This is a genomic window from Pseudomonas meliae (assembly GCF_001400515.1).
GTDB classification, from domain to species: Bacteria; Pseudomonadota; Gammaproteobacteria; order Pseudomonadales; family Pseudomonadaceae; genus Aquipseudomonas; species Aquipseudomonas amygdali.
Genome location: NZ_LJQT01000233.1, coordinates 1 through 20,421, shown reverse-complemented (window position 1 = coordinate 20,421; position 20,421 = coordinate 1). Strand labels below are relative to the sequence as shown.

At 58.4% G+C, this 20,421-nt stretch carries 18 protein-coding genes; 17 read left to right on the top strand and 1 reads right to left on the bottom strand.

Annotated features, from left to right (window positions below; all coding sequences use genetic code 11):
- The first annotated feature begins 2 nt into the window (after window positions 1-2).
- From lpxB to ispD, 10 genes are all read left to right on the top strand, one after another.
- Window positions 3-1,145: a lipid-A-disaccharide synthase gene (gene lpxB, locus ALO64_RS10535; RefSeq protein WP_044344075.1), complete on the top strand. Its 1,143-nt coding sequence runs from the start codon at window positions 3-5 to the stop codon at window positions 1,143-1,145.
- Window positions 1,146-1,156: 11 nt separating this feature from the next.
- Window positions 1,157-1,810, top strand: a complete 654-nt coding sequence (gene rnhB / locus ALO64_RS10530) for a ribonuclease HII (RefSeq protein ID WP_044344074.1) — start codon at window positions 1,157-1,159, stop codon at window positions 1,808-1,810.
- A 69-nt stretch (window positions 1,811-1,879) separates the two neighbouring features.
- Entirely contained in the window at window positions 1,880-5,392 is a 3,513-nt protein-coding gene (dnaE, locus tag ALO64_RS10525) for a DNA polymerase III subunit alpha (RefSeq protein WP_044344073.1), read from the top strand.
- Window positions 5,393-5,520: 128 nt separating this feature from the next.
- Window positions 5,521-6,468, top strand: a complete 948-nt coding sequence (gene accA, locus ALO64_RS10520) for an acetyl-CoA carboxylase carboxyl transferase subunit alpha (protein ID WP_002554714.1) — start codon at window positions 5,521-5,523, stop codon at window positions 6,466-6,468.
- 152 nt (window positions 6,469-6,620) lie between these two features.
- Complete coding sequence (gene tilS, locus ALO64_RS10515; protein ID WP_044344072.1) at window positions 6,621-7,958, top strand: tRNA lysidine(34) synthetase TilS; 1,338 nt, start codon at window positions 6,621-6,623, stop codon at window positions 7,956-7,958.
- A 263-nt stretch (window positions 7,959-8,221) separates the two neighbouring features.
- Complete coding sequence (locus ALO64_RS10510) at window positions 8,222-9,853, top strand: CTP synthase (protein ID WP_044344071.1); 1,632 nt, start codon at window positions 8,222-8,224, stop codon at window positions 9,851-9,853.
- Window positions 9,854-9,867: 14 nt separating this feature from the next.
- Window positions 9,868-10,713 (top strand): 3-deoxy-8-phosphooctulonate synthase, encoded by an 846-nt coding sequence (kdsA, locus tag ALO64_RS10505; protein ID WP_044344070.1) that lies wholly within the window; start codon window positions 9,868-9,870, stop codon window positions 10,711-10,713.
- Window positions 10,714-10,852: 139 nt separating this feature from the next.
- Window positions 10,853-12,139 carry a phosphopyruvate hydratase gene (gene eno, locus ALO64_RS10500; RefSeq protein ID WP_004666020.1) on the top strand — a complete coding sequence of 429 codons (1,287 nt, stop codon included), beginning with the start codon at window positions 10,853-10,855 and terminating at the stop codon, window positions 12,137-12,139.
- 190 nt (window positions 12,140-12,329) lie between these two features.
- Window positions 12,330-12,608 (top strand): cell division protein FtsB, encoded by a 279-nt coding sequence (ftsB, locus tag ALO64_RS10495; RefSeq protein WP_002554710.1) that lies wholly within the window; start codon window positions 12,330-12,332, stop codon window positions 12,606-12,608.
- Window positions 12,609-12,621: 13 nt separating this feature from the next.
- Entirely contained in the window at window positions 12,622-13,332 is a 711-nt protein-coding gene (gene ispD, locus ALO64_RS10490) for a 2-C-methyl-D-erythritol 4-phosphate cytidylyltransferase (protein ID WP_044344069.1), read from the top strand.
- Here the strand turns inward: ispD and ALO64_RS10485 are convergent, their stop codons facing one another.
- A complete protein-coding gene (locus ALO64_RS10485; protein WP_174517439.1) occupies window positions 13,333-14,223 on the bottom strand; it encodes a LysR family transcriptional regulator in 891 nt (296 codons plus the stop codon).
- Between the two features lie 110 nt (window positions 14,224-14,333).
- Here ALO64_RS10485 and ALO64_RS10480 point away from each other — a divergent pair, with 110 nt between their 5' ends.
- From ALO64_RS10480 to ALO64_RS10450, 7 genes are all read left to right on the top strand, one after another.
- Window positions 14,334-15,446 (top strand): S-(hydroxymethyl)glutathione dehydrogenase/class III alcohol dehydrogenase, encoded by a 1,113-nt coding sequence (locus ALO64_RS10480; protein ID WP_002554707.1) that lies wholly within the window; start codon window positions 14,334-14,336, stop codon window positions 15,444-15,446.
- A 75-nt stretch (window positions 15,447-15,521) separates the two neighbouring features.
- On the top strand, window positions 15,522-16,367 hold the full coding sequence (fghA, locus tag ALO64_RS10475; protein WP_005733317.1) for an S-formylglutathione hydrolase: 846 nt from the start codon (window positions 15,522-15,524) through the stop codon (window positions 16,365-16,367).
- Window positions 16,368-16,420: 53 nt separating this feature from the next.
- Window positions 16,421-16,894, top strand: coding sequence for a 2-C-methyl-D-erythritol 2,4-cyclodiphosphate synthase (gene ispF, locus ALO64_RS10470; RefSeq protein WP_044344067.1), 474 nt, complete (start codon window positions 16,421-16,423; stop codon window positions 16,892-16,894).
- Window positions 16,891-17,949, top strand: a complete 1,059-nt coding sequence (gene truD / locus ALO64_RS10465) for a tRNA pseudouridine(13) synthase TruD (protein ID WP_044344066.1) — start codon at window positions 16,891-16,893, stop codon at window positions 17,947-17,949. The genes ispF and truD overlap by 4 nt, the downstream gene beginning before the upstream one ends.
- On the top strand, window positions 17,937-18,686 hold the full coding sequence (gene surE, locus ALO64_RS10460) for a 5'/3'-nucleotidase SurE (protein ID WP_044344065.1): 750 nt from the start codon (window positions 17,937-17,939) through the stop codon (window positions 18,684-18,686). The genes truD and surE overlap by 13 nt, the downstream gene beginning before the upstream one ends.
- A gap of 41 nt (window positions 18,687-18,727) precedes the next feature.
- Window positions 18,728-19,363: a protein-L-isoaspartate(D-aspartate) O-methyltransferase gene (locus ALO64_RS10455; protein WP_002554702.1), complete on the top strand. Its 636-nt coding sequence runs from the start codon at window positions 18,728-18,730 to the stop codon at window positions 19,361-19,363.
- A gap of 208 nt (window positions 19,364-19,571) precedes the next feature.
- On the top strand, window positions 19,572-20,421 hold an 850-nt coding region (locus ALO64_RS10450; protein WP_054991711.1), incomplete at its 3' end, for a peptidoglycan DD-metalloendopeptidase family protein.

Genomic DNA, 20,421 nt, shown 5'->3' with positions numbered 1-20,421 from the left:
TCATGACCACGCCATTATGTATCGCTCTGGTCGCTGGTGAAGCATCCGGCGATATCCTCGGGTCCGGCCTGATGCGTGCCCTCAAGGTGCGCCATCCCGATATCCGTTTCATTGGCGTGGGTGGCCCGCTGATGGAGGCTGAGGGCATGCAGTCCTACTTCCCGATGGAGCGCCTGTCGGTGATGGGGCTGGTCGAGGTGCTTGGCAGGCTGCGTGAGCTGCTGGCCCGGCGCAAGCTGCTGGTACAGACCCTCATCAATGAAAAGCCGGACGTCTTCATCGGCATCGACGCCCCCGACTTCACACTCAATATCGAACTTCAGCTACGCCGCGCGGGCATCAAGACCGTGCACTATGTCAGCCCGTCAGTCTGGGCCTGGCGTCAGAAGCGTGTGCTGAAGATTCGTGAAGGCTGTGATCTGATGCTGACATTGTTGCCATTCGAAGCCCGTTTCTATGAAGAGAAGGGCGTACAGGTACGCTTTGTCGGTCACCCGCTGGCAGACACCATCCCTCTGGAGTCAGATCGCGCCGCAGCCCTCGCAGGGCTTGGCCTTGCTCAGGAAGCGCCCGTTGTTGCGTTGATGCCGGGCAGCCGGGGCGGCGAAGTAGGGCGTCTGGGCGGTTTGTTTTTCGATGCTGCCGAGCTTCTTCTCGCCCAGCGCCCTGGCTTGCGCTTCGTACTGCCCTGCGCCAGTCCTCAGCGACGGGCTCAGGTAGAGCAGCTGTTACAAGACCGCAATCTGCCAGTCACGCTGCTCGACGGGCAGTCGCATGTGGCGCTGGCAGCATGCGATGCGGTACTGATCGCCTCCGGCACCGCGACTCTGGAAGCCCTGCTTTACAAGCGACCTATGGTGGTGGCCTACCGTCTGGCACCGCTGACCTTCTGGATACTCAAGCGGATGGTCAAAAGCCCTTACGTGTCGCTGCCTAACCTGCTTGCCCAGCGCCTGCTGGTGCCAGAACTGCTGCAGGATGACGCCACCCCCGAAGCGTTGGCGCGGACGCTGCTGCCGCTGATCGACGACGGTCAGGCGCAAACCGCAGGCTTTGATGCCATTCACCGTATTCTGCGCCGAGATGCGTCCAATCAGGCCGCCGACGCGGTGTTGAGCCTGCTCGGCCAGTCGTCTTCACAGTGAGGTCGCCCATCATGCAAACAGGTCTGGATTTCACACTCGTCGAGGATCTGGTAGCAGGTGTTGATGAAGTAGGCCGTGGCCCGCTGTGCGGCGCGGTTGTAACGGCGGCAGTCATTCTCGACCCTGCTCGGCCTATTCTCGGGCTCAACGACTCAAAGAAGCTGACTGAAGCCCGGCGCGAAAAGCTCTACGTCGAAATTCAGGAGAAGGCCCTGTGCTGGTTCATTGCCCGGGCTGAAGTTGAAGAAATCGACCAATTGAATATTTTGCACGCCACGATGCTGGCCATGAAACGTGCCGTCGAGGGGCTGAGTATCACGCCGAAGCTGGCGCTCATCGACGGTAACCGTTGCCCGCAGTTGTCAGTGCCTTCTGCGCCGGTTGTAAAGGGCGACTCCAAGGTGCCTGCCATCGCGGCCGCGTCGATTCTCGCCAAGGTCAGCCGGGATCGGGAAATGGCAGCGTTCGAGCTCATCTATCCGGGTTATGGCATCGGTGGGCACAAGGGTTATCCTACGCCGGTGCACCTGGAGGCATTGGCCCGGCTCGGACCTACGCCCATTCATCGACGCTCCTTTGCACCTGTGCGTGCAGCCCATGAGGCGCGAGCATCCATAATGATCGGCGGGTCGATCCCGCTACCAGTCGGTTTATTGCAGGACTGACGTTTCATCCCGGGCCCGTTACAATCCTGCCCTTCGTTTTTTTGTATTTTCGCGTTTTATAGGATCACCATGCCGGCTTCTTTCGTTCATCTACGCCTGCACACCGAATACTCGCTGGTTGACGGTCTGGTCCGGGTCAAACCGTTGATCAAGGCGCTGACCGGCATGAACATGCCTGCCGTGGCGGTGACCGACCAGAACAACATGTGTTCGCTGGTCAAGTTCTACAAGGCCGCGCAAGGCTCGGGCATCAAGCCGATCTGTGGCGTCGACTTGTGGCTGGCGGGCAGGGATGAAGACGCTGCGCTCAGTCGCATCAGCCTGTTGGCCATGAATGCCCAGGGCTACCGGAACCTGACCGAACTGATTTCCCGTGGTTTTATCGAAGGCCAGCGCAACGGCCAGATCGTCATCCAGCGCCAGTGGGTCGCGCAGGCCAGTGAAGGCGTAATTGCGCTTTCCGCTGCAAAGGAAGGCGAGATCGGCATGGCGTTGCTCGGCGGCAACCCCGGCGAGGCGGACGAACTGCTGCGCGAATGGATGGCGGTATTTCCCGAGCGTTTCTATATCGAAGTACAGCGCACCAATCGCAACAATGACGAAGAGCATTTGCATGCCGCTGTTGCCTTGGCCGAACGCCATGGCGCGCCGCTGGTTGCGACCAACGATGTGCGTTTCATCAAGCAGACTGATTTCGAAGCCCACGAAACCCGCGTATGCATCGGTGAAGGCCGTGCGCTGGACGACCCGCGTCGCTCGCACAACTACAGCGATCAGCAATACCTGAAAAGCCCGGAAGAAATGGCCGAGCTGTTCAGCGATTTGCCTGAGGCGCTGGAAAACACCGTCGAGATCGCCAAGCGCTGCAACATCGACGTCAAGCTGGGCACTCACTTTTTGCCCAACTTCCCGATTCCCGATGGTATGACCATCGATGAGTATTTCCGCAAGGTTTCCTTCGATGGCCTCGAAGAACGTCTTGCCGTCCTGTTGCCCAAGGACACCACTGAAGATTACGAAGCCAAACGTCAGGTGTATGTCGACCGGCTGAATTTCGAGCTGGATATCATTATCCAGATGGGCTTTCCCGGCTACTTCCTGATCGTTATGGACTTCATTCAGTGGGCCAAGAGCAACGGCGTACCGGTGGGGCCGGGTCGTGGTTCGGGTGCCGGTTCGCTGGTCGCCTATGTACAGAAGATCACCGACCTCGACCCGCTGGAATACGACCTGCTGTTCGAACGCTTCCTGAACCCGGAACGGGTCTCCATGCCCGACTTCGACGTCGACTTCTGCATGGACGGCCGTGATCGGGTGATCGAATATGTGGCCGAGAAATACGGTCGCAATGCGGTCAGCCAGATCATCACCTTCGGTTCCATGGCCGCCAAGGCAGTGGTGCGTGACGTGGCGCGGGTGCAGGGCAGGTCTTACGGGCTGGCGGATCGTCTGTCGAAGATGATCCCGTTCGAAGTCGGCATGACCCTCAAAAAGGCATACGAGCAGGAAGAAATTCTTCGCGACTTCCTCAAGGTCGATGAGGAGGCTGCAGAAATCTGGGAGATGGCGCTCAAGCTTGAAGGCATTGTGCGTAACGTCGGTAAGCACGCCGGTGGTGTGGTGATTGCCCCGACCAAGCTGACCGACTTTTCGCCGATCTATTGCGATGAGGCCGGTGACGGCCTGGTAACCCAGTTCGACAAGGACGATGTCGAGGCGGCGGGGCTGGTGAAGTTCGACTTCCTCGGTCTGCGCACCCTGACCATCATCGACTGGGCGCTCAAGACCATCAACCGCGACCGCGCCAAGGTCAACGAAGAGCCGCTGGACATCGCGTTCATCCCGCTCGATGACATGCCGACCTATCAGTTGTTGCAGCGTGCCGAAACCACTGCGGTGTTCCAGCTCGAGTCGCGCGGCATGAAAGAGCTGATCAAAAAGCTCAAGCCCGACTGCCTGGAAGACCTTATCGCACTGGTAGCACTCTTCCGTCCCGGCCCGCTGCAATCGGGCATGGTGGACGACTTCATCAACCGCAAACACGGTCGTGCAGAGCTGTCCTACCCGCACGTCGATTATCAGTACGAAGGCCTGAAGCCGGTACTGGCACCGACCTACGGCATTATCCTGTATCAGGAACAGGTGATGCAGATCGCCCAGGTCATGGCCGGTTACACCCTCGGCGGTGCGGACATGCTGCGTCGCGCAATGGGCAAGAAAAAGCCCGAGGAAATGGCCAAGCAGCGCGGTGGCTTCATCGAGGGTTGCAAGACCAATAACATCGACCCGGACCTTGCCGGTAACATCTTCGACCTGGTGGAAAAATTCGCCGGTTACGGCTTCAACAAATCCCACTCGGCTGCCTACGGACTTGTGTCGTACCAGACCGCCTGGCTGAAGACCCACTACCCGGCGCCGTTCATGGCTGCCGTGTTGTCGGCGGATATGCACAACACCGACAAGGTCGTGACCTTGATCGAAGAAGTGCGCACGATGAAGCTGCGCCTCGACGCGCCGGATGTGAACACCTCGGAGTTCAAGTTCACGGTAAGCGACGATGGCCGCATTCTTTACGGGCTTGGCGCCATCAAAGGGGTGGGCGAGGGCCCGGTCGAAGCGATTACCGATGCGCGTCAGAACGGGCCGTTCAAGGACCTGTTCGATTTCTGCGCCCGTGTCGATCTCAAGCGGGTCAACAAGCGAACCCTGGACGGTCTGATTCGCAGCGGTGCGCTGGATCGTCTCGGGCCGTACTTCGAACTGGAACCCAAGGCCTATCAGGCCAACATTGATCGTAACCGCTCGGTGCTGCTTGCCGCGCTGGAAGAAGCCATTCAGGCGGCAGAGCAGACCGCGCGCAGCCACGACAGTGGTCACGCAGACCTGTTTGGCGGCCTGTTCGTTGAAGATGTTTACGCCAATCATCGCAAGACCCGCGAGCTGAGCCTCAAGGACCGTCTGCGCGGTGAAAAGGAAACCCTGGGCCTGTACCTGACCGGGCACCCGATCGATGAATATGAAGGCGAGATTCGTCGCTTCGCTCGTCAGCGGATCATCGATCTAAAGCCCGCCAGAGACACCCAGACGGTGGCCGGCCTGATCATTGCCTTGCGCGTGATGAAGAACAAGAAGGGCGACAAGATGGGGTTCATTACCCTGGACGATCGCTCTGCACGCATTGAAGCGTCGCTGTTTGCCGAAGCGTTTCATTCGGCTCAATCACTGCTGCAGACCGATGCTATGGTGGTGGTCGAAGGCGAAGTCAGTAATGATGATTTCTCCGGAGGGCTGCGGTTGCGCGCCAAGCGGGTCATGAGTATCGAAGATGCGCGCACCAATCTGGCCGAGAGCCTGCGAGTGACGGTACGCGCCGAAGCACTCAAGGGCGACCGGCTGCGCTGGCTGGGTGATCTGTGCAAGCGCCATCGCGGTGCCTGCCCGATCACGGTGGACTACACGGGGCAGGACGCCCGTGCATTGCTGCAATTGGGAGAAGCATGGCGGATTGATCCCGCTGACAGCTTGATTCAAGCTCTGCGTGACCAGTTCGGACGTGAGAACGTCTTTCTCCAGTATCGTTGAACGTCGCAGGCTCGACTTGCGCTCAACCCTGAATTTTAATTTCGACCTGAACGCGCCGGTTCCGAACAGGAACGGCGCAGACGGATCAACCGGTCGGCCTCTTGGCCGTCGACCCAAGACGGATGCCTATGAACCCGAATTTTCTTGATTTCGAACAGCCTATCGCTGACTTGCAGGCCAAAATCGAAGAACTGCGCTTGGTGGGTAACGACAACTCGCTGAACATCGGCGACGAGATCTCCCGGCTGCAAGACAAGAGCAAGACGCTTACCGAAAGCATCTTCGGCAATCTGACCAGCTGGCAGATCGCGCGCATGGCACGCCATCCGCGTCGTCCTTACACGCTGGACTACATCGAAAACATCTTTACCGAGTTCGATGAGCTGCACGGTGATCGTCATTTCTCCGATGACGCAGCAATCGTCGGCGGTATTGCCCGTCTCGACGGCCAGCCGGTCATGGTTATCGGCCACCAGAAAGGTCGTGAAGTGCGCGAGAAGGTTCGTCGCAACTTCGGCATGCCGCGTCCCGAGGGCTATCGCAAGGCTTGCCGTCTGATGGAGATGGCCGAACGCTTCAAGATGCCGATTCTGACCTTCATTGACACACCGGGTGCCTACCCTGGTATCGACGCGGAAGAGCGCAACCAGAGCGAAGCGATTGCCTGGAACCTGCGCGTGATGGCCCGTCTCAAGACGCCGATCATCGCTACCGTTATCGGCGAAGGCGGTTCCGGTGGTGCGCTGGCCATTGGCGTCTGTGATCAGTTGAACATGCTGCAGTATTCGACCTACGCGGTAATCTCTCCGGAAGGCTGCGCGTCGATTCTGTGGAAAACCGCCGAGAAGGCACCGGATGCTGCCGAAGCCATGGGTATCACCGCTGACCGCCTGAAAGGATTGGGTATCGTCGACAAGGTCATCGCCGAACCACTGGGTGGCGCGCATCGTGATCCGGTCGCCGCCGCTGCCTTGATTCGCGAAGAGTTGAGCAGTCAGCTGGCGATGCTCAAGGAGTTCGATAACGATGAGCTGCTGGCCCGCCGTTATGACCGCTTGATGAGCTACGGTCTGTAAGCTGCGTCGCCACGATCGTTCCCACGTCTTGCGGGCTTCTGCCCGAAAGGCGTGGGAGCGAACCGCGCGACACTTCGTTTGTTCGCGAAAGGGCTGGCTTGAGCATTGAACCGTTCAGTGCGTGAATAAGCGAAGTTCGGTGAGAAACACCAATGACCACCTCCACACACAGCGGTCATGACCTTCCTGCCAGGCTCCTTCAGGCTTTGGCTCCCTGGCGCAACGCGCCAACCTGGCATATCGGCTTTTCCGGTGGCCTCGATTCCACGGTGCTGTTGCATCTTCTGGCTAAGCTCGCCAAGTGCGAAAGCCTGCCTGTCTTACACGCCATTCATGTTCATCACGGCCTGCAGGCCGCTGCCAATGCGTGGCCTGAACATTGTCGGCGGGTTTGTCAGGCGCTGGGTGTGGCATTTGAGCTGGTTCGGGTACACGTCGATCCTGGTGCGAGCATCGAGCAGGCTGCCCGGCAGGCGCGTTACACCGCGTTCACTGACAGGCTGGCTGAGGGGGATGTGTTGCTCACCGGCCAGCACCGTGACGATCAGGCCGAGACCCTGCTGTTCCGTCTGCTGCGCGGCGCTGGTGTACGCGGTCTGGCTGCCATGCCCGATCAGCGAATTCTGGGGCGTGGGCATTTGGTGCGACCGCTGTTGGCAGTGTCTCGTGTCGAACTTGAAGGCTACGCATATCAGCACGGTCTGAATTGGGTCGAAGACCCGAGCAACGACGACTCTCGGTTCTCGCGCAACTTCTTGCGCAGTGACGTGCTGCCATTGCTGACCTCAAGATGGCCTCAGGCATCGATCAGTTTGGCGCGCACGGCGTGCCACCTCGGCGAAGCACAGCAATTGCTGGACGAGCTTGCGGTGCAGGATCTGGCCGGTGCCCAGGTCACGACACCATTTGCCTGGCTTGGTTTGCCGGTGCTGAGCATTGGCCCGCTTGCCGTGCTGTCCGCAGCAAGGCAGCGCAATGCACTGCGCCACTGGCTTGCGCCGCTGACGCGTTTGCCGGATACCGATCACTGGGCTGGCTGGGAGGCATTGCGCGACGCAGCGCAGGATGCCCGTCCGCTGTGGCGGCTTGCCGATGGCGAGCTTCACAGGGCGCAGGGCTGCATCTGGTGGGTGCCCGCTGACTGGGAGCATGTCCGTCACCCGGTAACAGACTGGCCCGACTGCCGCACACCGTTGCACTTGCCGGGCAATGGCTGGGTAAGCCTTGAAGGTGATGTGCCGTGTGGCGCTCTGCAAATCCGCTACCGGCGGGGAGGTGAGGTGATGCACCTCGGCGGACGCGGCAGTCGTGATCTGAAACGGTTGCTCAACGAACAGGGTGTACCGGTTTTTCTGCGCGGCAGATTGCCGCTGCTTTACTGCGATAATGACTTGCTGGCCGTCGCCAACCTGCCTGGACTGGACGGTTCGCCCAATGAAAGCTGGCGTTTGCACTGGGTTGTACCGACCAGCGACCAAAGTTTGAGCTGAAAGGCCCTTTCAGGTAGACTACGCTCCCTTCTTGATACAACTTCTGTTGGTTCTTTAGAAACAACGCAAGTTGCCGGTTACCAACCAGTGTTTGCTGGGTAATTCTTAAAATGTAGCGCACACCACACTGGCTTCAGCCGGTCGGTTTCAACGCAGCAGTTTCGGGAGTGCACCGTGAATTTTGTCGGTAATCGGGGGCTTCGGCCTTCCTTCGCTATCCCCGGCGGCTCTGACCGCTTTAACGCAGACTTCTAGGGTTTTTCATGACGCGCTACATCTTCGTCACGGGCGGTGTTGTTTCTTCATTGGGGAAAGGCATTGCCTCGGCTTCATTGGCGGCCATCCTGGAGGCGCGGGGACTCAAGGTCACCATGCTCAAACTGGATCCCTATATCAACGTGGACCCAGGCACCATGAGCCCGTTCCAGCACGGTGAGGTGTTCGTCACTCACGACGGCGCCGAGACCGACCTGGACCTTGGTCACTACGAGCGGTTCATCCGCACCACCATGACCCAGAATAACAACTTCACCACCGGCCGTGTGTACGAACACGTCCTGCGCAAAGAGCGTCGTGGTGATTATCTGGGGGCGACCATTCAGGTCATCCCGCACATCACCGATGAAATCAAGCGCCGTATCATCAAGGGTGCAGGCGATGCCGATGTGGCGCTGGTCGAGATCGGCGGTACCGTAGGCGACATCGAGTCCCAACCGTTCCTTGAAGCCATCCGCCAGTTGCGTTTCGAAGTCGGCGCACGCCGCGCAATGCTGATGCACCTGACGCTGGTGCCGTACATCGCTACTGCCGGCGAGACCAAGACCAAGCCGACCCAGCATTCGGTGAAGGAACTGCGCTCCATCGGTCTGCAGCCTAATGTGCTGGTCTGCCGCTCCGATCACCCGATCGACGTTTCCTCGCGTCGCAAGATCGCTCAGTTCACCAACGTTGAAGAGCGTGCGGTTATCGCCCTTGAAGACGCGGACACCATCTACAAGATCCCGGGCATCCTGCATTCGCAAGGCCTGGACGATTTTGTGGTCGAGCGCTTCGGTCTGCAATGTGGTGGTGCCGACCTGTCCGAATGGGACAAGGTTGTCGACGCCAAGCTCAACCCCGAGCACGAAGTGACCATCGCGATGGTCGGCAAGTACATGGAGCTGCTCGACGCCTACAAGTCGTTGATCGAGGCCATGAGCCACGCCGGTATCACCAATCGCACCAAGGTCAACCTGCGTTACATCGACTCTGAAGACATTGAAAACCAGGGCACCGGCCTGCTGGAAGGCGTGGACGCGATCCTGGTTCCGGGTGGCTTCGGTCTGCGCGGCGTCGAAGGCAAGATCACTGCCGTTCAGTTCGCCCGTGAGAACAAGGTTCCGTACCTCGGCATCTGCCTGGGCATGCAGGTCGCGGTCATCGAGTTCGCGCGTAACGTGATGGGCTGGAAAGACGCCAACTCCACCGAGTTCGACCGTACCAGCGCACACGCTGTAGTGGGTCTGATCACCGAATGGGAAGACGCCACCGGTGCAGTCGAAACCCGTACCGAAAGCTCCGATCTGGGCGGCACCATGCGTCTGGGTGCGCAAGAGTGCCAGCTTGAAGCCGGTTCGCTGGTACACGACTGCTACCGCAAGGACGTGATTGTCGAGCGTCATCGTCATCGCTATGAAGTGAACAACAATCTACTGCCACAACTGATCGAGGCTGGCCTGAAGATTTCCGGTCGCTCCGGCGACGGTGCGCTGGTTGAAGTGGTCGAAGCACCGGATCATCCATGGTTCGTCGCTTGCCAGTTCCACCCGGAATTCACTTCCACGCCCCGTGACGGTCATCCGCTGTTCAGCGGTTTCGTCAAGGCGGCACTGGCTCAACATCAGAAAAACTCCTGACAGGGACTGCAGACATGGCTCAGAAAATCATCCGCGTAGGTTCGATCGAGATCGCCAACGACAAGCTAATGGTGCTGTTCGGCGGCATGAACGTACTCGAATCCCGGGATATGGCCATGCAGGTCTGTGAAGAATACGTAAAGGTCACCGAAAAGCTCGGTATCCCTTACGTGTTCAAGGCCAGCTTCGACAAGGCCAACCGCTCTTCGGTGAACTCCTACCGTGGGCCGGGCCTTGAAGAAGGCATGCGTATTTTCGAAGAGATCAAGCGCACCTTCAACGTGCCGCTGATCACCGACGTGCACGAGCCTCATCAGGCCGCCGTGGTGGCCGAAGTCTGCGACATCATTCAACTGCCGGCTTTCCTGTCGCGGCAGACCGATCTGGTCGTCGCGATGGCGAAAACCGGTGCAGTCATCAACATCAAGAAAGCCCAGTTCCTTGCACCCCAGGAAATGAAACACATCCTGACCAAGTGCGAAGAGGCGGGGAACGATCAGTTGATTCTCTGCGAGCGGGGTTCCAGCTTCGGTTACAACAATCTGGTGGTGGACATGCTCGGCTTCGGCGTCATGAAGCAGTTCGAATACCCGATCCTGTTCGATGTGACACACGCCCTGCAAATGCCGGGTGGTCGCTCCGATTCTGCCGGTGGCCGCCGCGCTCAGGTCCTGGATCTTGCCAAGGCCGGTATCAGCCAGAATCTGGCCGGCCTGTTCCTTGAAGCGCATCCGGACCCTGACAACGCCAAATGCGACGGCCCGTGTGCCCTGCGTCTGGACAAGCTGGAGCCGTTCCTGGCCCAGCTCAAGTCACTGGATGAACTTGTCAAAAGTTTTCCGATCGTAGAGACCGCTTGAACAGGGTTCTCCGGTAAAGTGCCGTTCCCCGTCATTCGTGACGGGGTTGTCGCATTCAGACCTGCCTTTTTTTGCGTCTGACTGCGAGCATTGTTTTCCCAGCTGCGTCGTTTTCGTCAATCTTGGAGTGTTTACAACAATGGCAAAAATCGTCGACATCAAAGGTCGTGAAGTTCTCGACTCTCGTGGCAATCCCACTGTAGAAGCAGATGTGGTCCTCGATAACGGCATCGTTGGCAGCGCCTGCGCGCCGTCTGGTGCTTCAACCGGCTCGCGCGAAGCGCTGGAGCTGCGTGATGGCGACAAGAGTCGTTACATGGGCAAGGGCGTTCTGAAGGCTGTAGCCAACATCAACGGCCCTATCCGTGACCTGCTTCTGGGCAAGGACCCGGTTGACCAGAAGGCTCTGGATCACGCGATGATCAAGCTGGACGGCACCGAGAACAAGGCAAGCCTGGGTGCAAACGCAATTCTTGCGGTCTCCCTGGCAGCTGCCAAGGCGGCGGCTCAGGATCAGGATCTGCCGTTGTACGCGCACATCGCCAACCTCAATGGCACACCGGGCGTGTACTCCATGCCGGTGCCGATGATGAACATCATCAACGGTGGCGAGCATGCTGATAACAACATCGACATCCAGGAATTCATGATCCAGCCTGTCGGCGCCAAAACCTTCGCTGAAGGCCTGCGCTGGGGCACCGAAATTTTCCATCACCTCAAGGCAGTGCTCAAGGCGCGTGGCCTGAACACCGCTGTTGGCGACGAAGGCGGTTTCGCGCCTAACCTGGCGTCCAACAAGGAAGCGCTCGACGCTATTGCCGAAGCCGTCGCCAATGCGGGTTACACGCTGGGCACCGACGTGACCCTGGCGCTGGACTGCGCGGCGAGCGAGTTCTACAAGAACGGCAAGTACAAACTCAGCGAAGAGGGCGAGTACAGCTCCGCCGAGTTTGCCGAATACCTTGCCGAGCTGACGCGCAAGCACCCGATCATTTCCATTGAAGACGGTCTGGACGAGTCCGATTGGGATGGCTGGAAAGTTCTCACCGACAAGATCGGCGAGAAAGTCCAACTGGTCGGTGACGACCTGTTCGTAACCAACACCAAGATCCTGAAAGAAGGCATCGACAAGAAGATCGCCAACTCGATTCTGATCAAGTTCAACCAGATCGGCTCCCTGACCGAAACGCTGGAAGCCATTCAGATGGCCAAAGCTGCCGGTTACACTGCGATCATCTCTCACCGTTCCGGCGAAACCGAAGACTCGACCATTGCCGACCTGGCTGTGGGCACGTCTGCCGGTCAGATCAAAACCGGTTCGCTGTGCCGCTCCGACCGCGTCTCCAAGTACAACCAACTGCTGCGCATCGAGGAGCAATTGGGCTCCAAGGCCGCGTATCGTGGTCGTGCCGAGTTTCGCGGTTGAGCCATAGATGGTAAAAAGACGCAGAGTGCTGCACAGACTCGAGTCACCTGACTTGCCTGCGCAGCTCCGATGCTGACGCTCCGCGGTAATCTGGAGTGATTGAGCCTGGCTTATGTCAGGCTCAATGCCCTCAGTCGTTTGTTGTTCACGTTGGCTCTGCTGTCTTTTTTACTGGGTACCTGATATTTCAATGCGCAGTCCTAACTGGTTGTTCCTCGTCCTGCTCCTGTTGCTGGCTGGCTTGCAGTACCGCCTTTGGGTCGGTAACGGAAGCCTTGCGCAAGTGGCCAGCCTGACTCAGCAGATTGCCGACCAGCACGCTGAGAATGAGGTGCTGCTGGAGCGCAACCGCGTGCTTGATGCCGAGGTCATGGAGTTGAAAAAGGGTCTGGAAACCGTCGAAGAACGTGCCCGACATGAGCTCGGCATGGTCAAGGACGGCGAAACCCTTTACCAGCTCGCGCAATAATCAAGTTGGTGCCATGAAAGACTTTCTTCCTGCCTTCTGGGCAGTGATACCTGCTGCGGGCATTGGTGCTCGCATGGCAGCTGACCGTCCCAAGCAATATTTGCAACTGGGCGGCCTGACAATTCTTGAACACAGCCTGCTTTGCTTTCTCGATCACCCTCGGCTCAAGGGCCTGGTGATCAGTCTGGCTGTGGACGACCCTTACTGGGCTGCATTGCCCTGCGCTAAAGATGCCCGCATTCAACGAGTGGATGGCGGCAGCGAGCGTTCAGGCTCGGTGCTCAATGCGCTTCTGCACCTGCATGCGCAGGGCGCGAGTGACAATGACTGGGTGCTGGTGCATGACGCTGCGCGTCCTAATCTGGCGCGCAGTGATCTGGATAATCTGCTCGGTGAGCTGGCTGACGACCCGGTTGGCGGCCTGCTGGCCGTACCGGCTCGCGATACCCTCAAGCGTGCCGACAGCAGTGGTCGCGTGCTTGAAACTGTCGACCGGAGCCTGATCTGGCAAGCATTCACGCCGCAGATGTTTCGCCTTGGGGCCCTGCATCGCGCCCTGGCGGACAGCCTGGTGTCGAACGTGAACATCACCGATGAGGCATCGGCCATCGAGTGGGCGGGGCAGTCGCCACGCCTGATCGAAGGGCGGTCCGATAACATCAAGGTCACTCGCCCCGAGGATCTTGAATGGTTGCGTCAACGCCGCACTGAGTTCGGCCATTAGCTACGGGCGATACTCATCGCGCATCGCCAATCCTTCTTTAAGATAGTCCACCAGCTTGCGTACCTTGGGCGACAGGTGCCTTTGCTGCGGATAGAGCGCCCAAACGGCAGTATTGGGCGGTTGATGGGCTTCCAGCAATGAAACCAGCGTTCCGTCATTGAGGTGTTTCTGCACGTAATAGTCCGGCAACTGACACAGGCCAACCCCATGTAGCGCGGCATCCAGCACCGCCTGACCGCTGTTGCAGCGCCAGTTGCCCTGTACTCTCTGAGAAAACTCGCGGCCATTCTGCTGAAGTTGCCAGGTATCGCTGCCCCCGACCAGACAGTTGTGGCGATTCAGTTCCGACAGGCTGTGAGGTCGCCCGTAGCGTTCAATGTAGGAAGGCGCAGCACACAGGTACATTTGCCGTGGCGCGAGGCGGGTTGCAACCATGCGCGAATCCTGTAGCCGGCCAAGGCGAATCGCCAGATCCATCCCTTCATGCACCAGATCAAGCGTTTCGTTGCTCAGCTCAATGTCGACCCGCAAGTGCGGATACAGGTCCATGAAGCGTGTCACCAGGGGCGTGATGAAGCGCTCGCCATAAGCCACAGCGCAGGTCATGCGCAGCAACCCTTTTGGCTCGCTGGCCAGATCGCCTACAGCGCGCAGTGCTTCTTCGCGACCGTCCTGCAAAGGTTGGCAGTGATGCAAAAAAGTTTGACCAGCCTCGGTCAGCGCGACCTTGCGCGTGCTGCGATAAAGCAAACGGGTTTGCAGTCGTTCTTCAAGGCGCACGATCTGGCGGCTGATGTGTGACGAGGAAACCCCAAGCCTTTGTGCTGCCGCTGTGAACTGGGCACATTCAGCGACCGCAACGAATTCGTCCAGACCTTCCCAGCGATTGATGTGCATGGATTATCCCTGTACAGCATTAATGTTTTGCTTTTAGCCGTATTACTCGCCAATTGGCACTGTACTACACTGCAAACCTTGTTTTTACCCGTCGGAGAAGTTTGATGATCAAGTCGCGCGCTGCTGTCGCTTTTGAAGCCAAAAAGCCATTGGAGATCGTTGAAGTCGATGTCGCCATGCCCAAGGCCGGAGAAGTGCTGCTCAAAGTAGTGGCTTCCGGCGTCTGCCATACCGATGCCTACACACTTTCCGGTGCCGATCCCGAAGGGATTTTCCCATCGATCCTCGGCCACGAAGGCGGTGCGATTGTCGAAGCCATTGGCGAAGGTGTCACCTCTGTCGCGGTCGGTGATCACGTTATTCCGCTGTACACCCCGGAATGCCGCCAGTGCAAATTCTGCCGTTCGGGCAAGACCAACCTGTGTCAGGCGATTCGTGCCACGCAGGGTAAAGGCCTGATGCCGGATGGCACCACGCGTTTTTCCTACAAGGGCGAGCCGATTTTCCACTACATGGGCACTTCGACCTTCTCCGAATACACCGTACTGCCGGAAATCTCGGTGGCCAAAATCGACAAACAGGCACCGCTGGAAAAAGTCTGCCTGCTGGGTTGTGGTGTCACCACCGGTATCGGTGCGGTGCTCAACACTGCCAAGGTCAAGCCTGGCGATACCGTAGCGATCTTCGGTCTGGGCGGTATCGGCCTCTCAGCGTTGATCGGCGCGGTCAAAGCCAAAGCGTCTCGAATCATCGCCATCGATATCAACCCGGCCAAGTTCGAGATCGCCAAACAGTTGGGCGCGACTGACTGCGTCAATCCGAAAGATTTCGACCGTCCTATTCAGGAAGTCATTGTTGACATGACCGATGGCGGCGTCGACTTCTCGTTTGAGTGCATCGGTAATGTGCAACTGATGCGTGCAGCGCTGGAATCCTGCCACAAGGGCTGGGGCGAGTCGGTCATTATCGGCGTGGCCGGTGCCGGTCAGGAAATCTCTACCCGTCCGTTCCAGCTGGTGACAGGACGCGTCTGGCGCGGTTCGGCATTTGGTGGCGTGCGTGGCCGCACCGAACTGCCAAGCTATGTCGACATGGCGCAGACCGGTGAAATCCCGCTGGACACGTTCATCACCCATACCATGGGCCTGGAAGACATCAACAAGGCGTTCGACCTGATGCATGAAGGCAAAAGCATCCGCACCGTCATTCATTTTTGAGGAGCAGCGGCAAGCGGCAAGCACGAAGATTTGTTACATGCTTGTAGCTTGCCGCTTGCAACTGGAGGAAGCGACATGCCTTTGGAAAATATTTCCTGCCAGAAAAGCTTCGGCGGCTGGCACAAGCGTTACAAACACCACTCTCAAGTACTGGGTTGTGACATGGTGTTTGCGGTCTATCTGCCGCCCCAGGCAGAGCAGGGCAGCAAGCTCCCGGTGCTGTACTGGTTGTCCGGTCTGACCTGCACCGACGAGAACTTCATGCAGAAAGCCGCCGCTCACCGGCTCGCTGCCGAGCTGGGCATTATTATCGTGGCACCCGACACCAGCCCGCGCGGTGCCGACGTAGCAGACGACCCTGAGGGTGCCTGGGACTTCGGTCAAGGGGCAGGCTTCTATCTCAATGCCACCGAACAGCCATATGCGCGGCATTACCAGATGCATGATTACGTCGTCAGGGAGCTGCCAGCCCTTATCGAAGAGCACTTCCCGGCGTCAGAGGCGCGCAGTATCAGCGGGCACTCGATGGGCGGGCATGGGGCGCTGGTCTGCGCACTGCGCAATCCCGGTCGCTACAGGTCGGTATCGGCGTTCTCGCCGATCAGCAATCCGATTGACTGCCCGTGGGGGCAAAAGGCGTTCTCCCGTTATCTGGGTGAAGACCGTTCGCGTTGGCGCGAGTGGGATGCCAGTGTGTTGATTGGGCAAGCGTCGGAAAAACTGCCTACGCTGGTTGATCAGGGTGATCGTGATGACTTTCTGGTCAATCAGCTCAAGCCTGAAGTTCTGGTTCAGGCCGCCAAGGCTGCGAACTATCCGCTGACCTTGCGGATGCAGCCAGGTTATGACCACAGCTATTTCTTCATCGCCAGCTTCATCGAAGACCATCTAAGGCATCACGCTGAAGCCTTGAACAGCTAACGAGCGCCAAAGCAGGTAGAATCACGCCCTGACTTTTTTCAGGGCGTTTTTTTATGCGTATTGGCCATGGCTATGATGTGCACCGTTTCGCTGAAGGCGGCTTCATTACCTTGGGCGGCGTGCGGATTGCACACGGGTTCGGCCTGCTGGCCCATTCCGATGGCGATGTCCTGCTGCATGCCCTGAGCGATGCGCTCCTGGGGGCCGCGGCACTGGGCGATATCGGCAAGCACTTTCCTGACACCGATCCGCAGTTCAAAGGTGCCGACAGCCGCGTGCTGCTGCGTCATGTCCTCAAGCAGATCCACGGCAAAGGCTGGAAAGTCGGTAATGTCGACGCCACCATCGTTGCCCAGGCACCGAAAATGGCACCGCATATCGATGCCATGCGTGCCTTGATCGCTGAAGATCTACAGGTTGAGCTGGACCAGGTGAACGTGAAAGCGACAACGACAGAAAAACTCGGCTTTACCGGACGTGAAGAAGGCATCGCGGTGCATGCCGTTGCGTTGTTGCTGCGCGCATGAATGAACTTGAACTGCTTGGCCCCAGGGCCTACGGCGATGCACTGGGTCGTGCAGCCCTCAAGGCGACTGCCGAAGACTTTCAGGTCGACGAAGTGCTGGACATTCCGCTTTCAGGCGATGGCGAGCATTTATGGCTGTGGGTCGAAAAACGCGGCCTGAATACCGAAGAGGCGGCACGTCGGCTGGCCCGGGCCGCGGGGGTGCAGTTGCGTACGGTCAGCTATGCCGGTCTCAAGGACCGCCAGGCACTGACCCGCCAGTGGTTCAGCATTCAACTGCCGGGCAAGGCCGATCCTGATCTGTCGGCCGCGCAGGACGATACGCTGCAGATTCTCAAAAGCACTCGACACAAGCGTAAGCTGCAACGCGGTGCTCACGCTGCGAATGGCTTTACGTTGCGGCTTACGCAACTGGATGCCGACACGGACGCTTTGAATCAGCGTCTTGAAACCATTGCCCGGCAGGGCATCCCCAATTATTTCGGCGCGCAGCGTTTCGGTTATCAGGGTGGAAATCTTGGCGAGGCACGCGATTACGCTGCCCGCAAAGCGCTGCCCGAGCAACGTGCGGTGCGTTCGCGACTGTTATCCACGGCGCGCAGCTACCTGTTCAATCGAGTACTGGCAGCCCGCGTTGCCGATGGCAGCTGGGAAAAGGCTCAGGTAGGGGATTTGCTGGCTTTCACCGACAGCCGCAGCTTTTTTCCGGCGGGCGTTGATGAGTGCAGCGATCCTCGGCTGGCGATTCTCGATCTGCACCCTACCGGGCCACAGTGGGGTGAAGGCCCTTCGCCAGCCGGTGGCGCGACGGCAGAACTGGAAAATGCCATCGCCAATGATGAGTCTGCGTTGCGTGACTGGCTGGTCAGAGCGGGCATGGAGCACGAACGACGCATCCTGCGACTGCCCATTGGGCGGCTGACGTGGCATTATCCCGAGTCTGACATTCTGCAACTGGAATTCGTCCTTCCGCCCGGATGCTTCGCCACCGTTTTAGTGCGCGAACTCATTGATCTGGTGCCGGTTGGGCAGACGGACAGCTCATGCGTATTCTGATATCAAATGATGACGGGGTGAACGCGCCCGGTCTTGTCGCGCTCCATGCGGCGCTGGCGGACTATGCCGAGTGCGTGGTGATCGCCCCTGATCAGGACAAAAGCGGTGCCAGCAGTTCCCTGACACTCGACCGGCCCTTGCACCCACATGCACTGGCCAATGGCTTCATCAGTCTCAATGGTACGCCGGTCGACTGCGTGCATCTGGGGATTCATGGGTTATTGGAGAATCAACCGGACATGGTGGTTTCAGGTATCAACCTGGGTGCCAATCTGGGCGACGATGTACTGTATTCCGGAACGGTCGCTGCAGCGCTTGAAGGGCGTTTTCTGCAGCGTCCGTCTTTTGCCTTTTCGTTTTTGTCACGTCAGCCGGATAATCTGGCGACGGCGGCGCATTATGCGCGTTTGCTGGTTGAGGCCCATGAGCAACTCGACCTGCCACCCCGCACGGTACTGAACGTGAATATTCCGAACCTGCCGCTTGAGCATATCCGCGGCATTCAACTGACCCGACTGGGGCACCGTGCCCGTGCTGCGGCGCCGGTAAAGGTTGTCGACCCGCGTGGTCGTGCCGGCTACTGGATTGCCGCTGCCGGCGATGTCGAGGACGGCGGTGCTGGTACCGACTTCCATGCGGTCATACAGGGTTATGTATCGATTACGCCGTTGCAGCTGGATCGAACTTATCAGGACGGATTCAGCAGCTTGAATACCTGGCTGGAGGATCTTCGTTGATGTCGCGCGAGCAGGATGATCTATTGCGTCGCGGGATCGGGATGACCTCGCAGCGCACCCGTGAACGTCTGATCCAGCGCCTCTGCGAAGAGGGTATTTCCAACCAGCGGGTGCTGGACGTCATTCGCAAGACGCCCCGGCATCTGTTTGTCGATGAAGCGCTGGCGCATCGCGCTTATGAAGACACAGCGCTGCCCATCGGCCACAACCAGACGATTTCCCAGCCTTACATGGTCGCGCGGATGAGCGAGCTGTTATTGGCAGCAGGTCCGCTGGACAAGGTCATGGAGATCGGTACAGGGTCGGGCTACCAAACCGCGGTGCTGGCGCAGCTGGTGGAGCGTGTATTTTCGGTCGAGCGTATCAAAGTCCTTCAGGACCGCGCCAAGGAGCGTCTGGTCGAGCTCAATCTGCGTAATGTGGTTTTCCGCTGGGGCGACGGCTGGGAAGGCTGGCCTGCTCTGGCACCTTATAACGGCATTATCGTCACGGCAGTGGCAACCGACGTACCGCAGGCGCTGCTTGATCAACTGGCACCTGGAGGTCGGCTGGTCATACCGGTGGGTTCGGGAGAGGTTCAGCAATTGATGCTGATCATCCGTGAAGAAAACGGTTTTTCCCGGCACGTACTGGGGGCTGTGCGCTTCGTGCCACTGCTCAACGGGCCAATCGCGTGAAGATTGTCTGCGGTAAACAGTGAATTCTGGCTTCAGTCATTGGTCTACAGCGCGCGGCCCGGAATGTTGAATGGCCTGATGGCATCATTCCATGTAGCTGATTGATACATAACAACGTTTTTTCAACGGTTAATCACTGGCTGCCCGTCGCTATTACGGCACAATAGGCATCTTTTTTGAATTCAGTCACCAGTAAAGGGAGTGGCGGGTGAGTCTCACAGTCATTCAGCAGCTCAGGTCTTCAAGAAGTTATCAGCGTCTGGTGATTGGCATTGCTCTCAGTGTCCTTTTGGTCGGCTGCTCCAGCACGCCTTCAGGTGGTGTTCGTGTCGTTGATCGTAACGGTAATGCCGTTGCCCAGCGCCCGACGGTAACCACCGGCCAATACGTGGTCAGGCGCGGTGACACGCTTTTTTCTATTGCATTCCGTTACGGCTGGGACTGGAAAGCGCTGGCTGCCCGTAATCAGATCCCCGAGCCGTTTACCATCAAGCCAGGTCAGACAATTCGCTTTGACGGGCGCTCCTCTTCAACGCAGGACGTAGCGTCGACTTCTGGCGCAGGACGTCCCGTGACCTCTACATCAACCAGCACCAGCAGTTCCGGGTCCGTCAAAACTACGGTTATTTCCAAGCCTGTTGCGGTTGTACCTGTGGTAATACCTCCTTCTGCGACCACCGGGACAGGCCCGGCCGGCAAGTCTCCGACGGGTTGGATATGGCCTTCAAGTGGCATTTTGATAGGAAAATTTTCCTCAAACGGCAGTTTGAATAAAGGAATTGATATCGCTGGTGATTTGGGACAGCCTGTTTTGGCAGCGTCTGATGGTTCAGTTGTTTACGCCGGAAGTGGATTACGGGGCTACGGCGAATTGATCATCATCAAACACAGCGATACCTACGTCAGTGCCTACGGTCATAATCGCAGGCTTTTGGTACGGGAAGGTCAACAGGTCAAGGCAGGGCAAACGATTGCCGAGATGGGGTCAACAGGAACTGACCGGGTGAAACTGCATTTTGAGATTCGCCGCCAAGGAAACTCTGAAAAAGACTTCCTAA